We start from the raw sequence: 15,288 nt of genomic DNA, 5'->3' as shown, positions 1-15,288 counted from the left end.
ACGGGTCCGGCGACACCATCACCCGGCGATTCGGTGTACCGTGCCCCAGTGTTGTTCCGACAGCTCGAGCCCCGTACCGCTCGCACCTCCGCCGAGGTGATCAAGTTCGCACTCTGGCCCTTTGCGGTCATGACGGTGCTGAACCGTGTCTTCATCAAGGCGATCAACGGGTTCATCACCGACGACTACCGGCCGGTCTACAACGCGTCGTTCGAGTTCCTCAACGGCAGGCCCCTGTACACCGCCGACTTCTCCTCGGTCGACCCGCACTATCTCTACTATCCGAGCGGGACGCTGCTGATCGCGCCGGTGGCGGTCATCGAGTACGAGCTGTCGCGCTGGCTGTTCATCGCGCTCAACGCCGCCGCGATCCTGATCGCCTGGTACCTGCTGCTTCGCCTGTTCAAGTTCGGGCTCGGCTCGATCGCGGCGCCCGCGCTGCTGCTGGCGATGTTCGCCTCCGAGACGGTGACCAACACGCTGGTCTTCACCAACGTCAACGGCTGCCTGCTGCTGGCCGAACTGGTGTTCCTGCACCTGCTGCTCAAACGCCGCGATCTGTGGGCGGGTGTCGCGCTGGGGTTGAGCATCGCGGTGAAGCCGACGCTGGCGCCGTTGCTGCTGCTCGCGGCGGTACGCGGGCAGTGGAAGGTCTTCATCACCGCGCTGGGTGTGCCGGTGGCGCTGACGGCCATCGCCTGGCCGCTGTCGGCGGATCCCGAGAAGTTCTTCACCCGGGTGGTCCCGTATCTGGCGGAAACCCGCGACTACTTCAACAGCTCGATCGGCGGCAACGGCGCCTACTACGGCCTGCCGCACTGGCTGATCCTGCTCACCCAGGGTCTGATGGCGGCGATCGTGGCCGTCACGCTGTGGCTGCTGTGGCGCTACTACCGCCACGACGAGCTGTTCTTCGTCACCGCGTTCTCCGGGGTGCTGCTCACGGCGTCGTTCCTGCTGCTCTCGCTGGGCCAGATGTACTACTCGATGATGCTGTTCCCGTTCCTGATGTCGGTGGTGCTGCGCAATTCGGTGCTGCGCAACTGGCCCGCCTGGCTGGCGATCTTCGGGTTCATGACCTACGACAAGTGGCTCTCGGACCGCTGGCAGAGCGTCGGGCGCACCCTCGAGTACCTGCGGGTGACCTTCGGCTGGGGGCTGCTGCTGATCGTGGTGTTCTGCGTCCTGGGCGACCGCTACCTGGCCGCGCGCCGCGAGGGCAGGCTGCAGTTCGGCATCGACCCGGTCTGGCTGTCGAACGCTCCCCGCGGGGCCACCCCGGCTGTCACCGCCCACACCGCCGCCCACGACGAGGACCAGGTCGCCCCGGAGGAGCCGGTCGAGGATCGCGAGCCCGCGCTGAAGTAGCGTTCGCCGCCGGTGTGCCGTCGCCCTCGCGGCGCGCGTCGGCGGAAACCATTAGCGTGGAGTGATGAGCTCATCGTTGCCCACGCCGCGCATCCAGCTGTCGCCGCAGCAGTGGCGGGCGAAACTGGACCCGGAGGAATACGCCGTCCTGCGCGAGGCGGCCACCGAACGCCCCTTCATCGGCGAGTACACCGACACCAAGACCGAGGGCGTCTACACCTGCCGGGCCTGTGACGCCGAACTGTTCCGCAGCACCGAGAAGTTCGACTCGCACTGCGGCTGGCCGTCCTTCTTCGACCCCGCCGACTCCGACGCGGTCATCCTGCGCCCGGACGACACCCTCGGCATGCGCCGCGTCGAGGTGCTGTGCGCGAACTGCCACAGTCACCTCGGCCACGTCTTCGAGGGCGAGGGTTACCCCACCCCCACCGACCAGCGCTACTGCATCAACTCCATCGCCCTGCGCCTGCAGCCCAAGGGCGAATAGACACGAACGAGGCCCGGTCGAGCTCGACCGGGCCTCGTCGTGGATCAGTTCACGGCAGTGCGGTGACGAGCTTCTCGACCTCGACGCGCGGGCCGGTGAAGAACGGCACCTCTTCGCGCACGTGCAGGCGGGCCTCGGTGGCGCGCAGGTCGCGCATGAGGTCGACGATGCGGTGCAGTTCGGGGGCCTCGAAGGCGAGGATCCACTCGTAGTCGCCCAGGGCCATCGAGCTCACCGTGTTGGCCCGCACGTCCGGGTAGCCGCGCGCGGCCTTGCCGTGGTCGGCGAGCATCTTGCGACGCTCCTCGTCGGGCAGCAGGTACCACTCGTAGGAGCGCACGAACGGGTACACGCAGATGTAGTTGCCCGCGTCCTCCCCGGCCAGGAAGGCGGGGATGTGGCTCTTGTTGAACTCGGCGGGCCGGTGCACGGCCACATTGCTCCACACCGGCGCGCTGGCCCGGCCCAGCTCGGTGGTGCGGCGGAAGTCGGCGTAGGCCGCCTGCAGGTCCTCGACGCGTTCGGCGTGGGTCCACAGCATGAAGTCCGCGTCGGCGCGCATGCCCGCCACGTCGTAGATGCCCCGCAGCACCACGCCCTTGTCGGCGAGGCCGTCGAAGAACTCCCGCGCCTCCTTGATCGCCGCGGTGCGGTCCTCGCCGAGTACGCCCGGCTGCACCTGGAACACCGAGAACATCAGGTAGCGGATGGTGGAGTTGAGAGCCTGATAATCGAGTCGCGCCATGATTCCTATCGTGCCACTGTCGTGCCGGTCAGCTCGGGGTGGCCCGGTCCGTTCGCCACGGCCGGTTCTCGTCGGTGCCGAAGATCGAGACGACGGTGCTGACCCGATCGGCGTGGAATTCGACCGGACCGAGGTCGGGGTCGAGGATGAGGGTGCGGTGTCCGTGCTCGTCGCTGGTGGTCACAGCGGGCGATCATGCCCTATCGCTACCGCCGTGACCGGTGACACGCCGCGGCTCAGACCGGGCAGCTCAGCGCCTGCCAGTCGGTGGGCGTGAACTGTTCGACGTGCACGCGTTCGGCGGGCACCCCCGCGGCGGCGAGCTGGGCGCGGGCGGTGTCGAGGAAGCCCGTGGCGCCGCACAGGTAGACCTCGGCGTCGGGTGCCAGGACGACCTCGGTGAGGTCGAGCCTGCCCGTGTGGGCGCCCGGGGTGGGCTCGCCGTACCAGAGCTCGAGGCTCGCGGCGGTCAGCCTGTCCGTCAGTGTGCGCATCCGCTCGCGCAGCGGATGGGTGCGGGGGGCGTGGTCGGCGTGCAGCACCTGGACGGGCCGGTGCGGGGTGCGCGCGGCGAGATGTTCGAGCACACCGATCATCGGGGTGCTGCCGATGCCCGCCGAGATCAGTACCAGCGGGGTGTCGGCATCGGTGTCGACGGTGAGATCGCCGAAGGGCAGGGTGATCTCGAGTTCGTCACCGGCGAAGACAGTGTCGTGCAGGTGATTCGACACCTCCCCCGCCGGGCAGCCCGGCGCCGCCTGCACCCGCTTGACGGCGAATTCCAGCAGGCCACCACCGGGAGCGTTGACCAGGCTGTACTGCCGCAGCTGACGCGCGCCGTCGGACAAACGGACGCCGACCGAGATGTACTGCCCCGGAAGGAACTCCGGTAGCGGCTGCCCGGAATCGGCGGCGGCGACGGTGAAGACGGCGGTGTCCGCCGCGTCGTCGGCGCGCGCGGTCACCCGGACCTTCCGGAACACCTCCCCCGGTTCGACACCCGCGGCCACGTAGAGCTGCTTCTCCAGGTCGATGAGCGCGTCGGCCATCATCCAGTACACGGCGTCCCAGGCCTCGGCGACCGGTGCGGTGACCACGTCGGCGCCGAGCACCTCGACGATCGCGGCGAACAGGTTGTCGTGCACCACCTGGTACTGGTCGGCGGTGATGCCCAGCGAGGCGTGCTTGTGGCCGATCCGCGCGAGCAGGGCGGTGGGGTGCGGTAGCTCGGGGTCGACCAGGTAGCCGGCGAAGGTCGCGATGGAGGCGGCCAGGGCGCGCTGCTGGCTGCCCTGGGCCTGGTTGCCGCGGTTGAACAGGTCGCGTCGCAGCGCGGGATGCCGCTCGAACAGGGTCGCGTAGAACGTGCGGGTGATGGCGTCGATGTTCGCGCCGATCAGCGGCAGGGTCGCGCGGACGGTGTCGGCGTGGGCCGGGTTGAGTTCGGGGGCGCCGCGACGGACGGATGTGCTCATGGTTCACTCCTGGGAATTACCGGTGCCCGCGCCAGGGTGCGCGAGCAGCTGCAGCAAACGCCCGGCGGGACCGGACACCAGGTCGGCGACGACATAGCGGTCGAGTTCGGCGTAGAACGCCGCCTTCGCCTCGGCCAGGAGCTTGCGCAACCGGCACGCCGCGATCAGCGGGCACGGATGCGCGCCGTCGCAGTCGACCACCTCGCGGTCACCCTCGAGCTCACGCACCAGCGTGCCGAGCCCGATCTCGCGCCCGGCCCGGGTGAGCGTGAGCCCACCCATCCGCCCGCGCTGGGCCTCGACCAGCCCCATCGCCACCAACCGGGCGATGGCCTTGGACGTATGCCGCGGCGACGCGCCGACCTGCCGGGCGATGATCCCGGTCGTCACCCGCCCACCCGAATCGTCACCGGCGGCCAGCCGCATGACGGCCCGCAGCGCGATGTCGGTCGAGGGCGAGAGCTGCATGCCACCGAGCGTATCGGCGCGGACCCGAGTTTCCGCCCCCCGAACCCCGTGCGATCAATTACGTCTCCGCGTGCGTATTTTCCGTCACCGCGAATTCCCCGCAATCACCCCGGTTGCTGGTCGATATCGCCGACCTCGCGCAGCATCGTCAGATCGCCGACATCGCGATAGTGGACGCCGAGCATCCCGAGTTCCCGTGCGGCATCGACGTTCTCGGCCCGATCGTCGATGAACAGGCAGCGGTTCGCAGCGACCCCGGCCGCGGCGGCGGCGATCTCGTAGATCTTGCGGTCGGGTTTCGCCACACCGACCACCGCGCTGCTGATCACGTGGTGAGCGAAGCCGGTCAGGCCCATCCGGGTCAGATGATCGTCCAGGTCGTTCATCCCGTTGGTGACCAGGATCAGCGGCATCACGGCCCGGACCGGCGCGAGCAGGTCCCGGACCTGTTCGTCGACCCAGAAGTCCACCGCCGCGAAGTCCTCGATGGCCTGGAGGGCTTCCGGATGTCCACCCAGTGCGGCGGCGACAGACGCCAGCCACTGCTTGGCGGTGGTCTGTCCGAGCACGGCGGGGACCATGTGTTCGGGGGCGAAAGCAGTCGCCAGCACAGGAAGCCCGTATCGCTGCTCGATCCATCGCTGACGTTCCGAGTCGAACCGACGGAGCACGCCGTCCAGGTCACACAGCACCGCATCGAACTCTCTCATCCCACCAGTGTGCCTGTGCCGCAGAATGATCCCAGCCGTCAAGCGGTGCGGAACCTCACCTCGAGGACGCGACGCGCCGCGGTCCAGCGAAACCGGGTGCGACCCGAAGCACCACCGGATAGCCGGGGACGTCGCCGTACGAGCGACGCAGCGGCGGCCGTGTGCACCCGCAGTCAGGCGCGGGCGGCGAAGGAGTTCGCGATGCGCTCGGCGGCGGCGGTGCCGGTGGCGACGCAGGCGGGGACGCCGACGCCGTGGAGGTAGGCGCCTGCCACGGCGAGACCGTCGAGGGGGGCCAGGGCGGATTCCAGGGTGGTGATGCGTTCGGTGTGGCCGGGGGCGTATTGGGGCAGGCCGCCGGGCCAGCGTTGGACGACGGTGGCGAGTGGGGTGATCGGGGCGCCGGTGACGGTGGTGAGGTCTGCGACGGCGACGGCGGTGAGGTCGTCGTCGGTCCAGGACAGGGGGGATTCGTCGCCGAAGCGGCCGAAGGAGGCACGGACCAGGGCGACCTCGCGGTCGGCGAGGTGTGGCCATTTGCGGCTGGACAGGGTGAAGGCCTTGGCGCGCAAGGGTTCTCCCGTGGCGACGAGGATGCCGGAGTTGTCCGGCAGGGCGGTGTCGCGGGGCAGGGCCAGTGCGACCAGCGCCGAGGAGGACAGTTCGATTCCGCCTGCGGCCTCGGCGGCCGCCGGTGCCACGTAGTGCAGCAGCCGCGCGGTGACCGGAGCGGGCGTCGCGAGGACGACACCGTCGACGAGGCCGAGCGGGTCGACCACCCAGCCGCGGGGGGCGGACGCGATCCGGGTGGCCGCGAGGGTGGTGACGACGCGGGCGCCCGAGGCTTCGGTCAGCGCGGTGAGCAGCGCACCGTAGCCGTCGCGCAGCCCGCCGAAGACCGGTGCGGTGCTGGGCGCGGGCATCGCCTGCCGGACCGCCTCGGTGAGGCTGGTGGCGCCGCGATCGAGGGCGGCGGCCAGCGTCGGGAGGGCGGCCCTGATGCCGATGGACGCGCTGATCCCCGCGTAGACACCGCCCAGCAGTGGGTCGACGCTGCGGGCCACCACCTGGGCACCGAAACGGTCGGCGACCAGGCTGTGCACGTCGGCGTCGCCACCGGGCTCCCAGTGCAGCGGCCGCTGCGGTTCGGCGCCCACCTGGGCGAGGGTCTCCTCATCGACGAGCCCGCGCAGCGAGTCGGCGTCGGACGGGATCCCCATCAGGGTGCGTCCCGGCAGCGGATGCGCCGCGCCCTGCGCCCACACCAGCGGCCGCTTGCCCGCGGGCCGCACCAGCTGGTCCTCGATGCCGAGCTCCCCCATCAACTCGATCACCTCGGGCCGGCGCCCGACGAACGCCTCGGCGCCGAGATCCAGCGGCTCCCCGGCCAATTCACCGGTGTACAGCACCCCGCCGACCCGTGCGCCCTGCTCGACCACGACGATGTCGGCGTCGTCCCCCAGCCGCTGCCGCAGGCGATATGCCGCGACGAGCCCACTGATACCGCCCCCGATAACCGCGATCCGCATGCCTCGACCGTAGCCGCGCCCGCGCGGCCCGGCGTACTCCGACCCTGTCGGGCAGATCACCCCCCACGTCACCGCACGGACCATCACCGGAGGCGGGCACGATCACCCCGGGGTCGCCGAGCTGCAACATTCCGCGTACTGCTCGACAGCCCCGATCGAGCGAGCGCAAACCACCGCAGCGCGGTGATCCGGGAGTATCTAGAGCGAGTGCACCAACTCGACCAGCGCGGTCAGCACACCAGGATCGGTATCCGGGAGCACCCCGTGCCCGAGGTTGAAGATGTGCCCGCTCGCCCCGAGCGTGATCGCCTCGTCCGCTTCGCGCGCGATCCGGCGGGTCTCCTTCTCGACCGCGTCGAATCCGGCGAACAGGATCGCGGGATCGAGATTGCCCTGCAAGCCCTTTCCGGCTCCGACTCGCCGCACGGCGTCGGTCAGCGGCACCCGCCAGTCGACACCGACCACGTCGGCACCGGCCTCGCCCATGGCGCCGAGCAGTTCACCGGTGCCGACACCGAAGTGGAAGCGCGGCACCCCCGCGTCGGCGACCTCGGCGAACACGCGCTCCGAATGCGGCAGCACGAATTCGCGGTAGTCGGCCAGCGACAGCGCGCCCGCCCACGAGTCGAACAGCTGGATCGCGTCCACACCCGCGGCGAGCTGGGCTTGCAGGAAGGCGATGGTGATGTCGGTGAGGGTGCCGAGCAGCGCGTGCCAGGTCTGCGGGTCGGCGTGCATCATCGCCTTGGTGCGCTCGTGCTGCTTGCTCGGCCCGCCTTCGACCAGGTAGGAGGCCAGGGTGAACGGCGCACCGGCGAAACCGATGAGCGGAGTGTCACCGAGCGCGTCGGTGAGCAGCCGCACGCCTTCGGAGACCGCGCCCACCTCTTCGGGCCGCAGCCGCGGCAGCGCCCGCACATCGGCCTCGGTGCGCACCGGCGAGGCGATCACCGGGCCGACACCGGGCACGATGTCGAGATCGATGCCCGCGGCCTTGAGCGGAACGACGATGTCGGAGAACAGGATCGCCGCGTCGACGCCGTGCCGGCGGATCGGCTGCATGGTGATCTCACACACCAGCTCCGGGTCGAAGCACGACTCGAGCATGCCGATGCCCTTGCGCAGCTCCCGATACTCCGGCAGCGACCGGCCTGCCTGACGCATGAACCAGACCGGGCGCCTGCTGGGCGTCGCGCCGGTGGCGGCGGCCAGGAACGGGGCATCGGTCAACCGGCGGCGGGTGTAAGTGCTCATCACCGCTCATAGTAAGTGACCTGACGACGCTCCCGGCTCACGGTGACGCACCGCACCGATCCCCACCCCACCGACCGCAAACGGACGAACCGCCCATCACTCGTTCCGCGTCGCGCATCGTGCACCGTCAGCGCCCGGAAAATGCATCCTTCGCAACGCGCCCCGCACGCCACGCGCAGGGCGGCGCGCCTCCGCGCGCACCGGCCGCCCACCGTCTACGGTTGCTCCTCGTGACACCGCTCGACATCCGCGACGGCGCCGCACCGACCGGGGGAACGCCCCGCGAGCCTGCTTCTTTCCGGGCGGCGGTCGATGCGATGGGCACCGCAACAGTGCACCCCCGAATCGAGCTGGCGCCTATCCGTCCCCCGCAACGGTTGGCGCCGTTCTCCTATGCGCTCGGAGCGGAGGTCACCCACCCCGACGGCGGCCCGGTGCCCATCGACTCCGAGGGCGACGCCTTCGGCAGGCTGATCCTGCTCCACGACCCGGACGGTGACGAGGCCTGGAACGGCGTGTTCCGCCTGGTCGCCTACATCCAGGCCGACATCGACGCCGCCCTCGCCGCCGACCCACTACTTCCCGAGGTCGCCTGGAGCTGGCTGGTCGACTCGCTGGAGTCGCGCGGCGAGCCGTTCACCGCGCTCGGCGGCACCGTCACCGCGACCAGTTCGGTCCGCTACGGCGACATCGCGGGTCCGCCGCGCGCCCATCAACTGGAGCTGCGCGCGTCCTGGACGGCGATGAACACCGAGATGCGCCGTCACGTGGAGGCCTTCTGCGAGGTGCTCGCGTTCGCGGCCGGACTACCGCCCGCCGGTATCACTCATTTGCGACCGGAGACCTATACCCGCACCGATCGCCCGTGATCGCCACGTAGAGTTCACGGTTATGCCGGTCGCCGAGGAACCCACCGCAGCAGAGCCCCTGCTCGCCCCCGCCGAGGGGGTTCCACCTGTGCTGGCGACCGCGGGCGAGGTCGCCGCGGCCGCCGCCACGATCGCCGCGGGCACCGGCCCGCTGGCCGTCGACGCCGAGCGCGCGTCCGGTTTCCGCTACTCCGCGCGCGCCTATCTGATCCAGCTGCGCCGCGCGGGCGCCGGTTCGTTCCTCATCGACCCGATCCCGATCACCGACGCCCTGACCCCGCTGGCCGAGGCGATCAACGGCCTGGAGTGGGTCCTGCACTCCGCCGACCAGGACCTGCCCGGCCTCGCCGAACTCGGCCTGCGCCCCGCCCGCCTGTTCGACACCGAACTCGGCGGCAGGCTGGCCGGCTACGAACGCGTCGGTCTGGCCGCCATGGTGGAGAACCTGCTCGGCCGCTCCCTGCGCAAGGGCCACGGCGCCGCCGACTGGTCGACCCGCCCGCTGCCCGACGAGTGGCTCAACTACGCCGCCCTCGACGTCGAACTGCTCCTGGAACTGCGCGACACCGTCGCCGCCGACCTCACCACCCAGGGCAAGATCGACTGGGCCGCCGAGGAATTCGAGCACGTCCGCACCCTGGACCCGCCCACCCCCAAGGCCGACCGCTGGCGCCGCACCTCCGGCATCCACACCCTGCGCCGCACCCGCCAGCTCGCGATCGTGCGCGAACTGTGGACCACCCGCGACGGCCTGGCCCGCGCCCGCGACGTGGCCCCCGCCCGCATCCTGCCCGACTCCGCCATCGTCGCCGCCGCGACCGCCGAGCCGCGCACCATCGCCCAGCTGCGCAACCTGCCGGTCTTCGGCGGCCCCCGCCAGCGCCGCTACTCGCGCGACTGGCTCGCCGCCGTCGAACGCGCCCGCACCCTCCCCGACAAGGAACTCCCCCCACTCACCCTCCCCTTCGACGGCCCCCCGCCGGTCAACCGCTGGGAACGCCGCGACCCCGCCGCCGCGGCCCGCCTCAACACCGCCCGCAGCGCCATGGGCAAACTCTCCACCGAATACGCCATCCCGGTCGAGAACCTCCTGTCCCCCGACCTGGTCCGCCGCCTCTGCTGGGACGCCCTCCCCGACTACAAGAACCCCGGCACCCCCGAAGCCCTCGCCGCCCACATCGAGTCCTTCCTCCACACCGGCGGCGCCCGCCCCTGGCAGCGCACCCTCACCGTCCCCACCCTCACCGAGGCCCTGACCCCGTCGACCTGATTCAGCGAATCTCCGACACCGTGAAGCCGATACTGCGGCCCACCACGAACTGGCTGGAGTATCCCGCGAAATCCGGGGCCCGGTTCATCGAGGCATAGACGGCTTCGGGAGTCCAGGAACCGGGGCCCGGAATATCCGGTGCCCAATCCGGCCCCGGTGCGGGGCTCAGATCCAGCACGCACAGCTCGTCCTCGACCGCGAGCTGAATCCCATCCGCGAACGCGTAGGTCGAAGGCTCTCTCCCGAGAAACTGATAGGCCGCGACACCGTCGACCGTCAACCGAACGCGACACCAGACGCACTCCGGGGGCCCCGAATCGTCCACAGCCCGCTGACGCATCGCCACGACGTCGATGACATCGGCAACGATGCTGACCGTCTGCACACCAGACCGAAGCGACAACTCGACCCCGACCAGCGCACCATCTTCGAAATAGCTGAACCGTTCCAGAAAAGAACGTTCTTCACCAGCCTCGATTCGCACCGGCAACCCCTCCATCGGCGATAGATGCACACTGACCGAGACATACTCGCGGACGCCAGGAACTCGACGGACCACTGACGCCCCTACAGCAACTCGAGCTTGCCCACCACCGCCCTGACCAGCTCGCGCAGTTCCTCCTCGGTGAGGTCGCCGTCCTCCGCAAGCTCCGGATCGATCGCGCAATCCTCGAGTCCGAAGAACACCCGATCCATCAAGTATCCGAACGGAGCCCTCACCCTCTCCCCGGCGTTCATCGCCCTTCTCCGTCCCGCCAACCACTCCCACTCGAATTCGGCACCACCCACCTGCGACGAAACGAACTCGTACATCAACGAGATCTGCCGCGCGGTCGCCGACCCGGCTGGCACGTCCCGCGGCCGCTGCCAGGTCCGCTTCGGATACTCCCGATGGCCGTCGACCACACCCACCCCCGCCCCCTCTCGCTGCAATCTCACAGTCGAGTCGAAAGATCCACACTCCACACCTGATCCGACCCGACAGCACCCCCGGAATCCCCCGATACGACAACAACTTCCGCCCCTGATTCCGAGACGTATCGCCGCGAGTCATCGTAGACACGATCCTGTCGCACCCGCAGCTCCCCCAGCGGTTTCACGGCAGCACAGAGCTCGACGAAGCGCACTTCACCAGGGATATCCGGTACGCGTTCGGCAATCGGCCGGGGAATCGCAGTACCCCAACGCAACCGATGCACTCGCAGATGTACTCCGAAGCAAACCCACAGCCTTTCGGCATCCGGATTGAAATTCATCTCGACCAGCCCGTAGTCGCGTCGCATCCATGCGCCTTTGCGGTGGATCTCCTCGCGGAAAACGGAGTCACCCATCATCTCGTCGACGCTGCTCACGCTCGCCCCGTTCTGCAGGCCGAGAATCGAATCAGACACCACCACTTCGGCGAGAAACTCGCAGAAGTCCCTCGTCAAGTCCTCAACACGCTCCTCCATGCTGTCGAGCCGTCACCGCTCGGGCAACGATCTCTGCCAGTGTGGTTGACAGCGGCCCGATTTCGGAAGTCGGTTTCGGGTCACGGAGGGTGTAGAAGCGGCCGTTCGGCCAGGTCTTCGACTCGCCGTTCATCGACTCGTAGAGCGAGTCCACTGCATCGACCGTGCCAGGGAGCAGGAGGGCGTTGGACAGGTACAGGTCTGGCGAGAGCGGTACCGACGGCATCGCGGCGGGGGTCGGGAAGGGTTGCTCGATGTCGATGGTGCCGTAGAGGATGTCGGGCAGGGCCGACAGGTGTTGCAGGAGTCGACGGGCGAACTTCCTGCGCTTCGCCGCCGCGGCGATCTGATGCTTGGTCAGGTGGTCGATCGGGTAGCCCAGTTCGGCTGCGGACAGGAGGACGGCTACCGGGTGTCGATCGTCGGGCGACCAGCGGCGCGCGTACTCGCATCGGGCCGGGCCGAACCGGTGGAGCTGGAACAGTTCGCCGACTGTCGCAGGCTCGGCTATCCCCTCATCGAGCCGCACCGCCTCGCGGAGCCCGGTCCGGTTTCCGAAGTGGTGCAGAACTTCCGCTACACCGTCGAATGTGTGGGCCTCGGGGGCGGTTGCGTAGACGGTCACTGCCAGGAACGGTGCCGAGGGACGATTCTTCGACGTGGATCTCCCGGGCATCAGCAGTTCCGCTCGACACAGGCGACTGGTTCGTTACTCGATAGCAGCGTCGAGGTAGACACGGTCACCGCCCTGGAAGTCGTACCGGCCGGTCAGGTTTCGGACTCCGAAGATCCTGTCGTCCACGATCACCACCTCGCATTCACCCAGCACGGCACCACAGATCGGACAATCAGCGGCATACCCTTCGGTGATCGCTGACTTCGCGGAGGGAGCGCCGACTCCTCGCCGAAGCGGTCCACCGGAGTTCCACACGATCGGATCTCCCACGGCGTAGGCGATCTGCCAGATCCGGCCGTATCTGAACTGCACCTCCCGATCAACGGGATGCCCACAGGATTCACAGTCGGATTTCCATAGAACAGTGTTGAAACCCGGCATCAGATCAGGTCCAGAATATCGGCCCGCCAGCGATGTCCACATGCCGGGCAGGTGTCCACATAGTGGTGATTTCGGTAGCGGGAAAGCATGTCATCGGCAAAGGCGAGCGAGGGGTCCACGACGATCCCCACAAACCGCGCGTCACAGTGCTGACATCGCAATGGAACATCGGTTCCTACCAGAGCACCATCGACGTATTTTTCGTGGGGTTCATGTTCCGTGAGAAGGTGGTCGAGGTAGTCGAGGTTCGTTCCATCGCTCCAGTGGAGGAACTCGGGGAGTACCGCACCCGATGCGAATTTCGCGTCTATCCGGCGAACCGTGACGCTGTTCGAAAGATAGTATTTCAGGTCGATTCCCCGGCCGTTCACCGATGGATTCTCACCCACATCATCGCACCACCTCGGGTAGTATTTCACCGATTGCTTGCCGATGTAGATCTCGTAACTCATTCCCCGTCCCCACCACTCGAACCATATGCCGTCCCCCTGCCGAGGCCGTCGGCAGGCACTCGAAACCACTGTGCCAGTCCCGATTCCGGCGAAAGCAGCCCGAACCACCGGGTAGATCGCGACGAGCTTGCGAATGCCACTGCGTACACGGGTGTCAGGATTCGGTGGATCATGGCTGGTTTGCCGAATACTGCCAGGTCAGGTGGTCGTAGGCGGCGGCTAAGGCTGTTGCCCATGGTGTGTGCTGGTCGCGGAGGAAGGCGGTGAGGAGTCGGTCGTGGAGGGGTTCCCGGTGTAGCCAGGCTGTTGTTTCGGGGCGGCGACGGGTGGTGGGGTTGTGGGTGATTGCGAGTTCGGCCAGGTGGCGGTCTGCGGCTCGGCCTGGGGTGGTGGACCAGGTTTCGAGGAAGTGTTCGGTGCTCTCGCCGGTTGTGGCGGCGGCGTCGAGGAAAGTTTCCGCTCGGTCGAACGCGCCGGTTCGGGAGGGGAACTCGGTGAGCATGGTGTGCCATACGGCGTCGAGGTAGTTCTCGATGGCTTGTTGTTCTGCTGGTGGCCAGGTGCGCCAGTGCTGTTGGGTCAGCTTGGACAGGACGATGTTCGGGTCGAGGTCGGCGGAGGTGACCAGGCGATGCAGCAGGAGTGGGAGCAGGCTCTTGATGTCGTCTCGGTCGCCGATGGTGTTGCCCAGGTGGAGGGTCAGGGAGTAGAGGTCGTGTTCATCGATCGGGGTGGGGTAGCGGCAGTGGGGGCAGCCGGCGCTGAGCTTTCGACGGGGGTACGACGCGAAGGCTCGGTCCAACTGTTCCAGTGCGGTCGTGAGGGTTCGGTTCACGGATCGGTCGGTCCTGTTCGGAGATGGGTGAGCTGTGTCGTGGATTCGAGGGAACCAGAGTGGGGTCGGCGGCGTCCAAGGGATTGGAGGGATCGTTCGGGCCGAGGTGCGGGGCCTGGCGGCGGGCCGCGGGCGATGGGTTCGGGGCTGGGCGGGGAGAAAGGTGGGTGGTGGGGGATGTCGTAAGGTGGGCGGCACTGTGGGACGGTCGGGTGCGGGGAGTGCTCGGTGGTTCGGGGCTGGGACTGTGGGTTCCGGTTCGGTGGAACGGGGAGACGGAGGATGGGCGTGCGGCGACGGAGTCTTGTGTTGGCCTCGGTGGTGTGTGGGGTGCTCGCGGTGACGGGGTGCTCTACGACCGAGGAAGGGAACGCTCAGCCGAGTTCGACTACGGATGTGGCGGCGGCTACCGCGGCGCTGTGGGATCCGTGTTCGGAGATTCCGGAGGCGACGTTGACCGGGCTGGGGTTGGATGTGACGTCGAAGCGGTCGGGGATCCTCGGAGCTGAGGAGCCGGGGTGGAAGATCTGCCGCTGGGATGATGCGGGGTACCCGTCCAGCTACGGCGTGGGCGTTCACTCGACCATCCACACGATCGATGAAATCAAAGCGAAGCCTGAGAACATCGAGTTCAAAGACGTCGTCATTGCCGGCCGGGATGGCGTCCAGTATCGGGGAAGCAACTACGACGCGAACGAAGACTGCACGATCGCGTTCCCGACCAGCACCGGATTCATACAGCTGGCGATGCTCAACACCGGCACCAAAGCAAAGTTGGTGCCGCCGTGCCAACGGCTCGAACCCATCGCCGAGGCATTGGTTCCGCTGTTTCCGAAGTAGCCAGAAACGATCATTGGGGGTCCCGTGGCATCAGATGACGAAAAGTCCCGTTGGCAGTATCTGAGTGAGGAAGCAAAGGCTGGTCGCCTGTATTTGGATCCGTCCGTCGCGAAGGGTTGCCGCGACGCGAGCAACAAGCAAATCGACCTGTTCAACCAGTTGAAGGGTTCGCTCCAGGACCTCTCGAAAGTCACCGGCCTCGGCCGCTTCAACTGTTCCGACCAGCTGGCGAAGATGCTGGGCGCGAAAGCTGTTGGTGGGGAACGGGATTTCGATACCGCGTTCAAGGAGCACATCGAAGTCCTCGAGTTGATCCGCGACACCATCGAGATCTCGGTGAAGAAATACGAGGACCAGCAGCTCGCGCAGACCGCGGCGACGAACAACAAGGCCGACGATCTCGACAATGGGGGTAAGTGATGGCTCTTCCGGCAATCCTTGCCGCTGCGGCGGTGGTCGGCGGCGCCTATGCGGGCTT

Annotated in this window: 19 protein-coding genes; 6 read left to right on the top strand and 13 right to left on the bottom strand. The window is 68.0% G+C overall.

All coding sequences use genetic code 11. The features are described 5' to 3' along the window. The first annotated feature begins 48 nt into the window (after positions 1–48). Both ACWEMY_RS00690 and msrB read left to right on the top strand, forming a co-directional pair. Positions 49–1,368, top strand: coding sequence for a glycosyltransferase family 87 protein (locus ACWEMY_RS00690; RefSeq protein ID WP_452388285.1), 1,320 nt, complete (start codon positions 49–51; stop codon positions 1,366–1,368). A 64-nt stretch (positions 1,369–1,432) separates the two neighbouring features. Continuing rightward, complete coding sequence (msrB, locus tag ACWEMY_RS00685) at positions 1,433–1,855, top strand: peptide-methionine (R)-S-oxide reductase MsrB (RefSeq protein ID WP_375928965.1); 423 nt, start codon at positions 1,433–1,435, stop codon at positions 1,853–1,855. Between the two features lie 49 nt (positions 1,856–1,904). Here the strand turns inward: msrB and hemQ are convergent, their stop codons facing one another. From hemQ to hemE, 7 genes are all read right to left on the bottom strand, one after another. Next, positions 1,905–2,600 (bottom strand): hydrogen peroxide-dependent heme synthase, encoded by a 696-nt coding sequence (gene hemQ, locus ACWEMY_RS00680; protein WP_278264120.1) that lies wholly within the window; start codon positions 2,598–2,600, stop codon positions 1,905–1,907. Positions 2,601–2,628: 28 nt separating this feature from the next. Then, entirely contained in the window at positions 2,629–2,784 is a 156-nt protein-coding gene (locus ACWEMY_RS00675) for a hypothetical protein (protein WP_278264119.1), read from the bottom strand. A 52-nt stretch (positions 2,785–2,836) separates the two neighbouring features. Further along, entirely contained in the window at positions 2,837–4,075 is a 1,239-nt protein-coding gene (locus ACWEMY_RS00670) for a globin domain-containing protein (RefSeq protein ID WP_452388284.1), read from the bottom strand. Positions 4,076–4,078: 3 nt separating this feature from the next. Continuing rightward, positions 4,079–4,543, bottom strand: coding sequence for an RrF2 family transcriptional regulator (locus tag ACWEMY_RS00665; RefSeq protein WP_452388283.1), 465 nt, complete (start codon positions 4,541–4,543; stop codon positions 4,079–4,081). 104 nt (positions 4,544–4,647) lie between these two features. Continuing rightward, positions 4,648–5,253: an HAD family hydrolase gene (locus ACWEMY_RS00660; protein WP_452388282.1), complete on the bottom strand. Its 606-nt coding sequence runs from the start codon at positions 5,251–5,253 to the stop codon at positions 4,648–4,650. A 173-nt stretch (positions 5,254–5,426) separates the two neighbouring features. Beyond that, positions 5,427–6,782 carry a protoporphyrinogen oxidase gene (locus ACWEMY_RS00655; protein WP_452388281.1) on the bottom strand — a complete coding sequence of 452 codons (1,356 nt, stop codon included), beginning with the start codon at positions 6,780–6,782 and terminating at the stop codon, positions 5,427–5,429. Positions 6,783–6,980: 198 nt separating this feature from the next. Further along, positions 6,981–8,036: a uroporphyrinogen decarboxylase gene (hemE, locus tag ACWEMY_RS00650; RefSeq protein ID WP_375928977.1), complete on the bottom strand. Its 1,056-nt coding sequence runs from the start codon at positions 8,034–8,036 to the stop codon at positions 6,981–6,983. A gap of 230 nt (positions 8,037–8,266) precedes the next feature. Here hemE and ACWEMY_RS00645 point away from each other — a divergent pair, with 230 nt between their 5' ends. Continuing rightward, a complete protein-coding gene (locus ACWEMY_RS00645) occupies positions 8,267–8,905 on the top strand; it encodes a DUF3000 domain-containing protein (RefSeq protein WP_452388280.1) in 639 nt (212 codons plus the stop codon). A gap of 22 nt (positions 8,906–8,927) precedes the next feature. After that, positions 8,928–10,175 (top strand): HRDC domain-containing protein, encoded by a 1,248-nt coding sequence (locus tag ACWEMY_RS00640; RefSeq protein ID WP_452388279.1) that lies wholly within the window; start codon positions 8,928–8,930, stop codon positions 10,173–10,175. Position 10,176: 1 nt separating this feature from the next. Here the strand turns inward: ACWEMY_RS00640 and ACWEMY_RS00635 are convergent, their stop codons facing one another. From ACWEMY_RS00635 to ACWEMY_RS00610, 6 genes are all read right to left on the bottom strand, one after another. Further along, positions 10,177–10,659 (bottom strand): hypothetical protein, encoded by a 483-nt coding sequence (locus ACWEMY_RS00635; RefSeq protein WP_452388278.1) that lies wholly within the window; start codon positions 10,657–10,659, stop codon positions 10,177–10,179. An 83-nt stretch (positions 10,660–10,742) separates the two neighbouring features. Beyond that, on the bottom strand, positions 10,743–11,087 hold the full coding sequence (locus tag ACWEMY_RS00630) for a hypothetical protein (protein ID WP_452388277.1): 345 nt from the start codon (positions 11,085–11,087) through the stop codon (positions 10,743–10,745). Positions 11,088–11,110: 23 nt separating this feature from the next. After that, entirely contained in the window at positions 11,111–11,626 is a 516-nt protein-coding gene (locus tag ACWEMY_RS00625) for a hypothetical protein (protein ID WP_452388276.1), read from the bottom strand. Then, positions 11,610–12,251: a hypothetical protein gene (locus ACWEMY_RS00620; RefSeq protein WP_452388275.1), complete on the bottom strand. Its 642-nt coding sequence runs from the start codon at positions 12,249–12,251 to the stop codon at positions 11,610–11,612. Before ACWEMY_RS00620 ends, ACWEMY_RS00625 begins: the two co-directional genes overlap by 17 nt. 431 nt (positions 12,252–12,682) lie before the next feature. Further along, positions 12,683–13,135: a hypothetical protein gene (locus ACWEMY_RS00615; protein WP_452388274.1), complete on the bottom strand. Its 453-nt coding sequence runs from the start codon at positions 13,133–13,135 to the stop codon at positions 12,683–12,685. A 169-nt stretch (positions 13,136–13,304) separates the two neighbouring features. Further along, the gene (locus ACWEMY_RS00610; RefSeq protein WP_452388273.1) at positions 13,305–13,970 is read right to left on the bottom strand and encodes a hypothetical protein; all 666 of its coding nucleotides are present in this window, start codon (positions 13,968–13,970) and stop codon (positions 13,305–13,307) included. A gap of 318 nt (positions 13,971–14,288) precedes the next feature. On the opposite strand from ACWEMY_RS00610, the gene ACWEMY_RS00605 reads away from it, so the two are divergent. Continuing rightward, complete coding sequence (locus ACWEMY_RS00605) at positions 14,289–14,810, top strand: DUF3558 domain-containing protein (protein ID WP_452388355.1); 522 nt, start codon at positions 14,289–14,291, stop codon at positions 14,808–14,810. Between the two features lie 24 nt (positions 14,811–14,834). Next, complete coding sequence (locus tag ACWEMY_RS00600; protein ID WP_452388272.1) at positions 14,835–15,230, top strand: hypothetical protein; 396 nt, start codon at positions 14,835–14,837, stop codon at positions 15,228–15,230. Positions 15,231–15,288 lie beyond the last annotated feature (58 nt).

Source organism: Nocardia sp. NPDC004415 (assembly GCF_053602435.1).
Note: the sequence above shows the minus strand (reverse complement) of the source record. Positions and strands in the feature narration are given on the sequence as shown.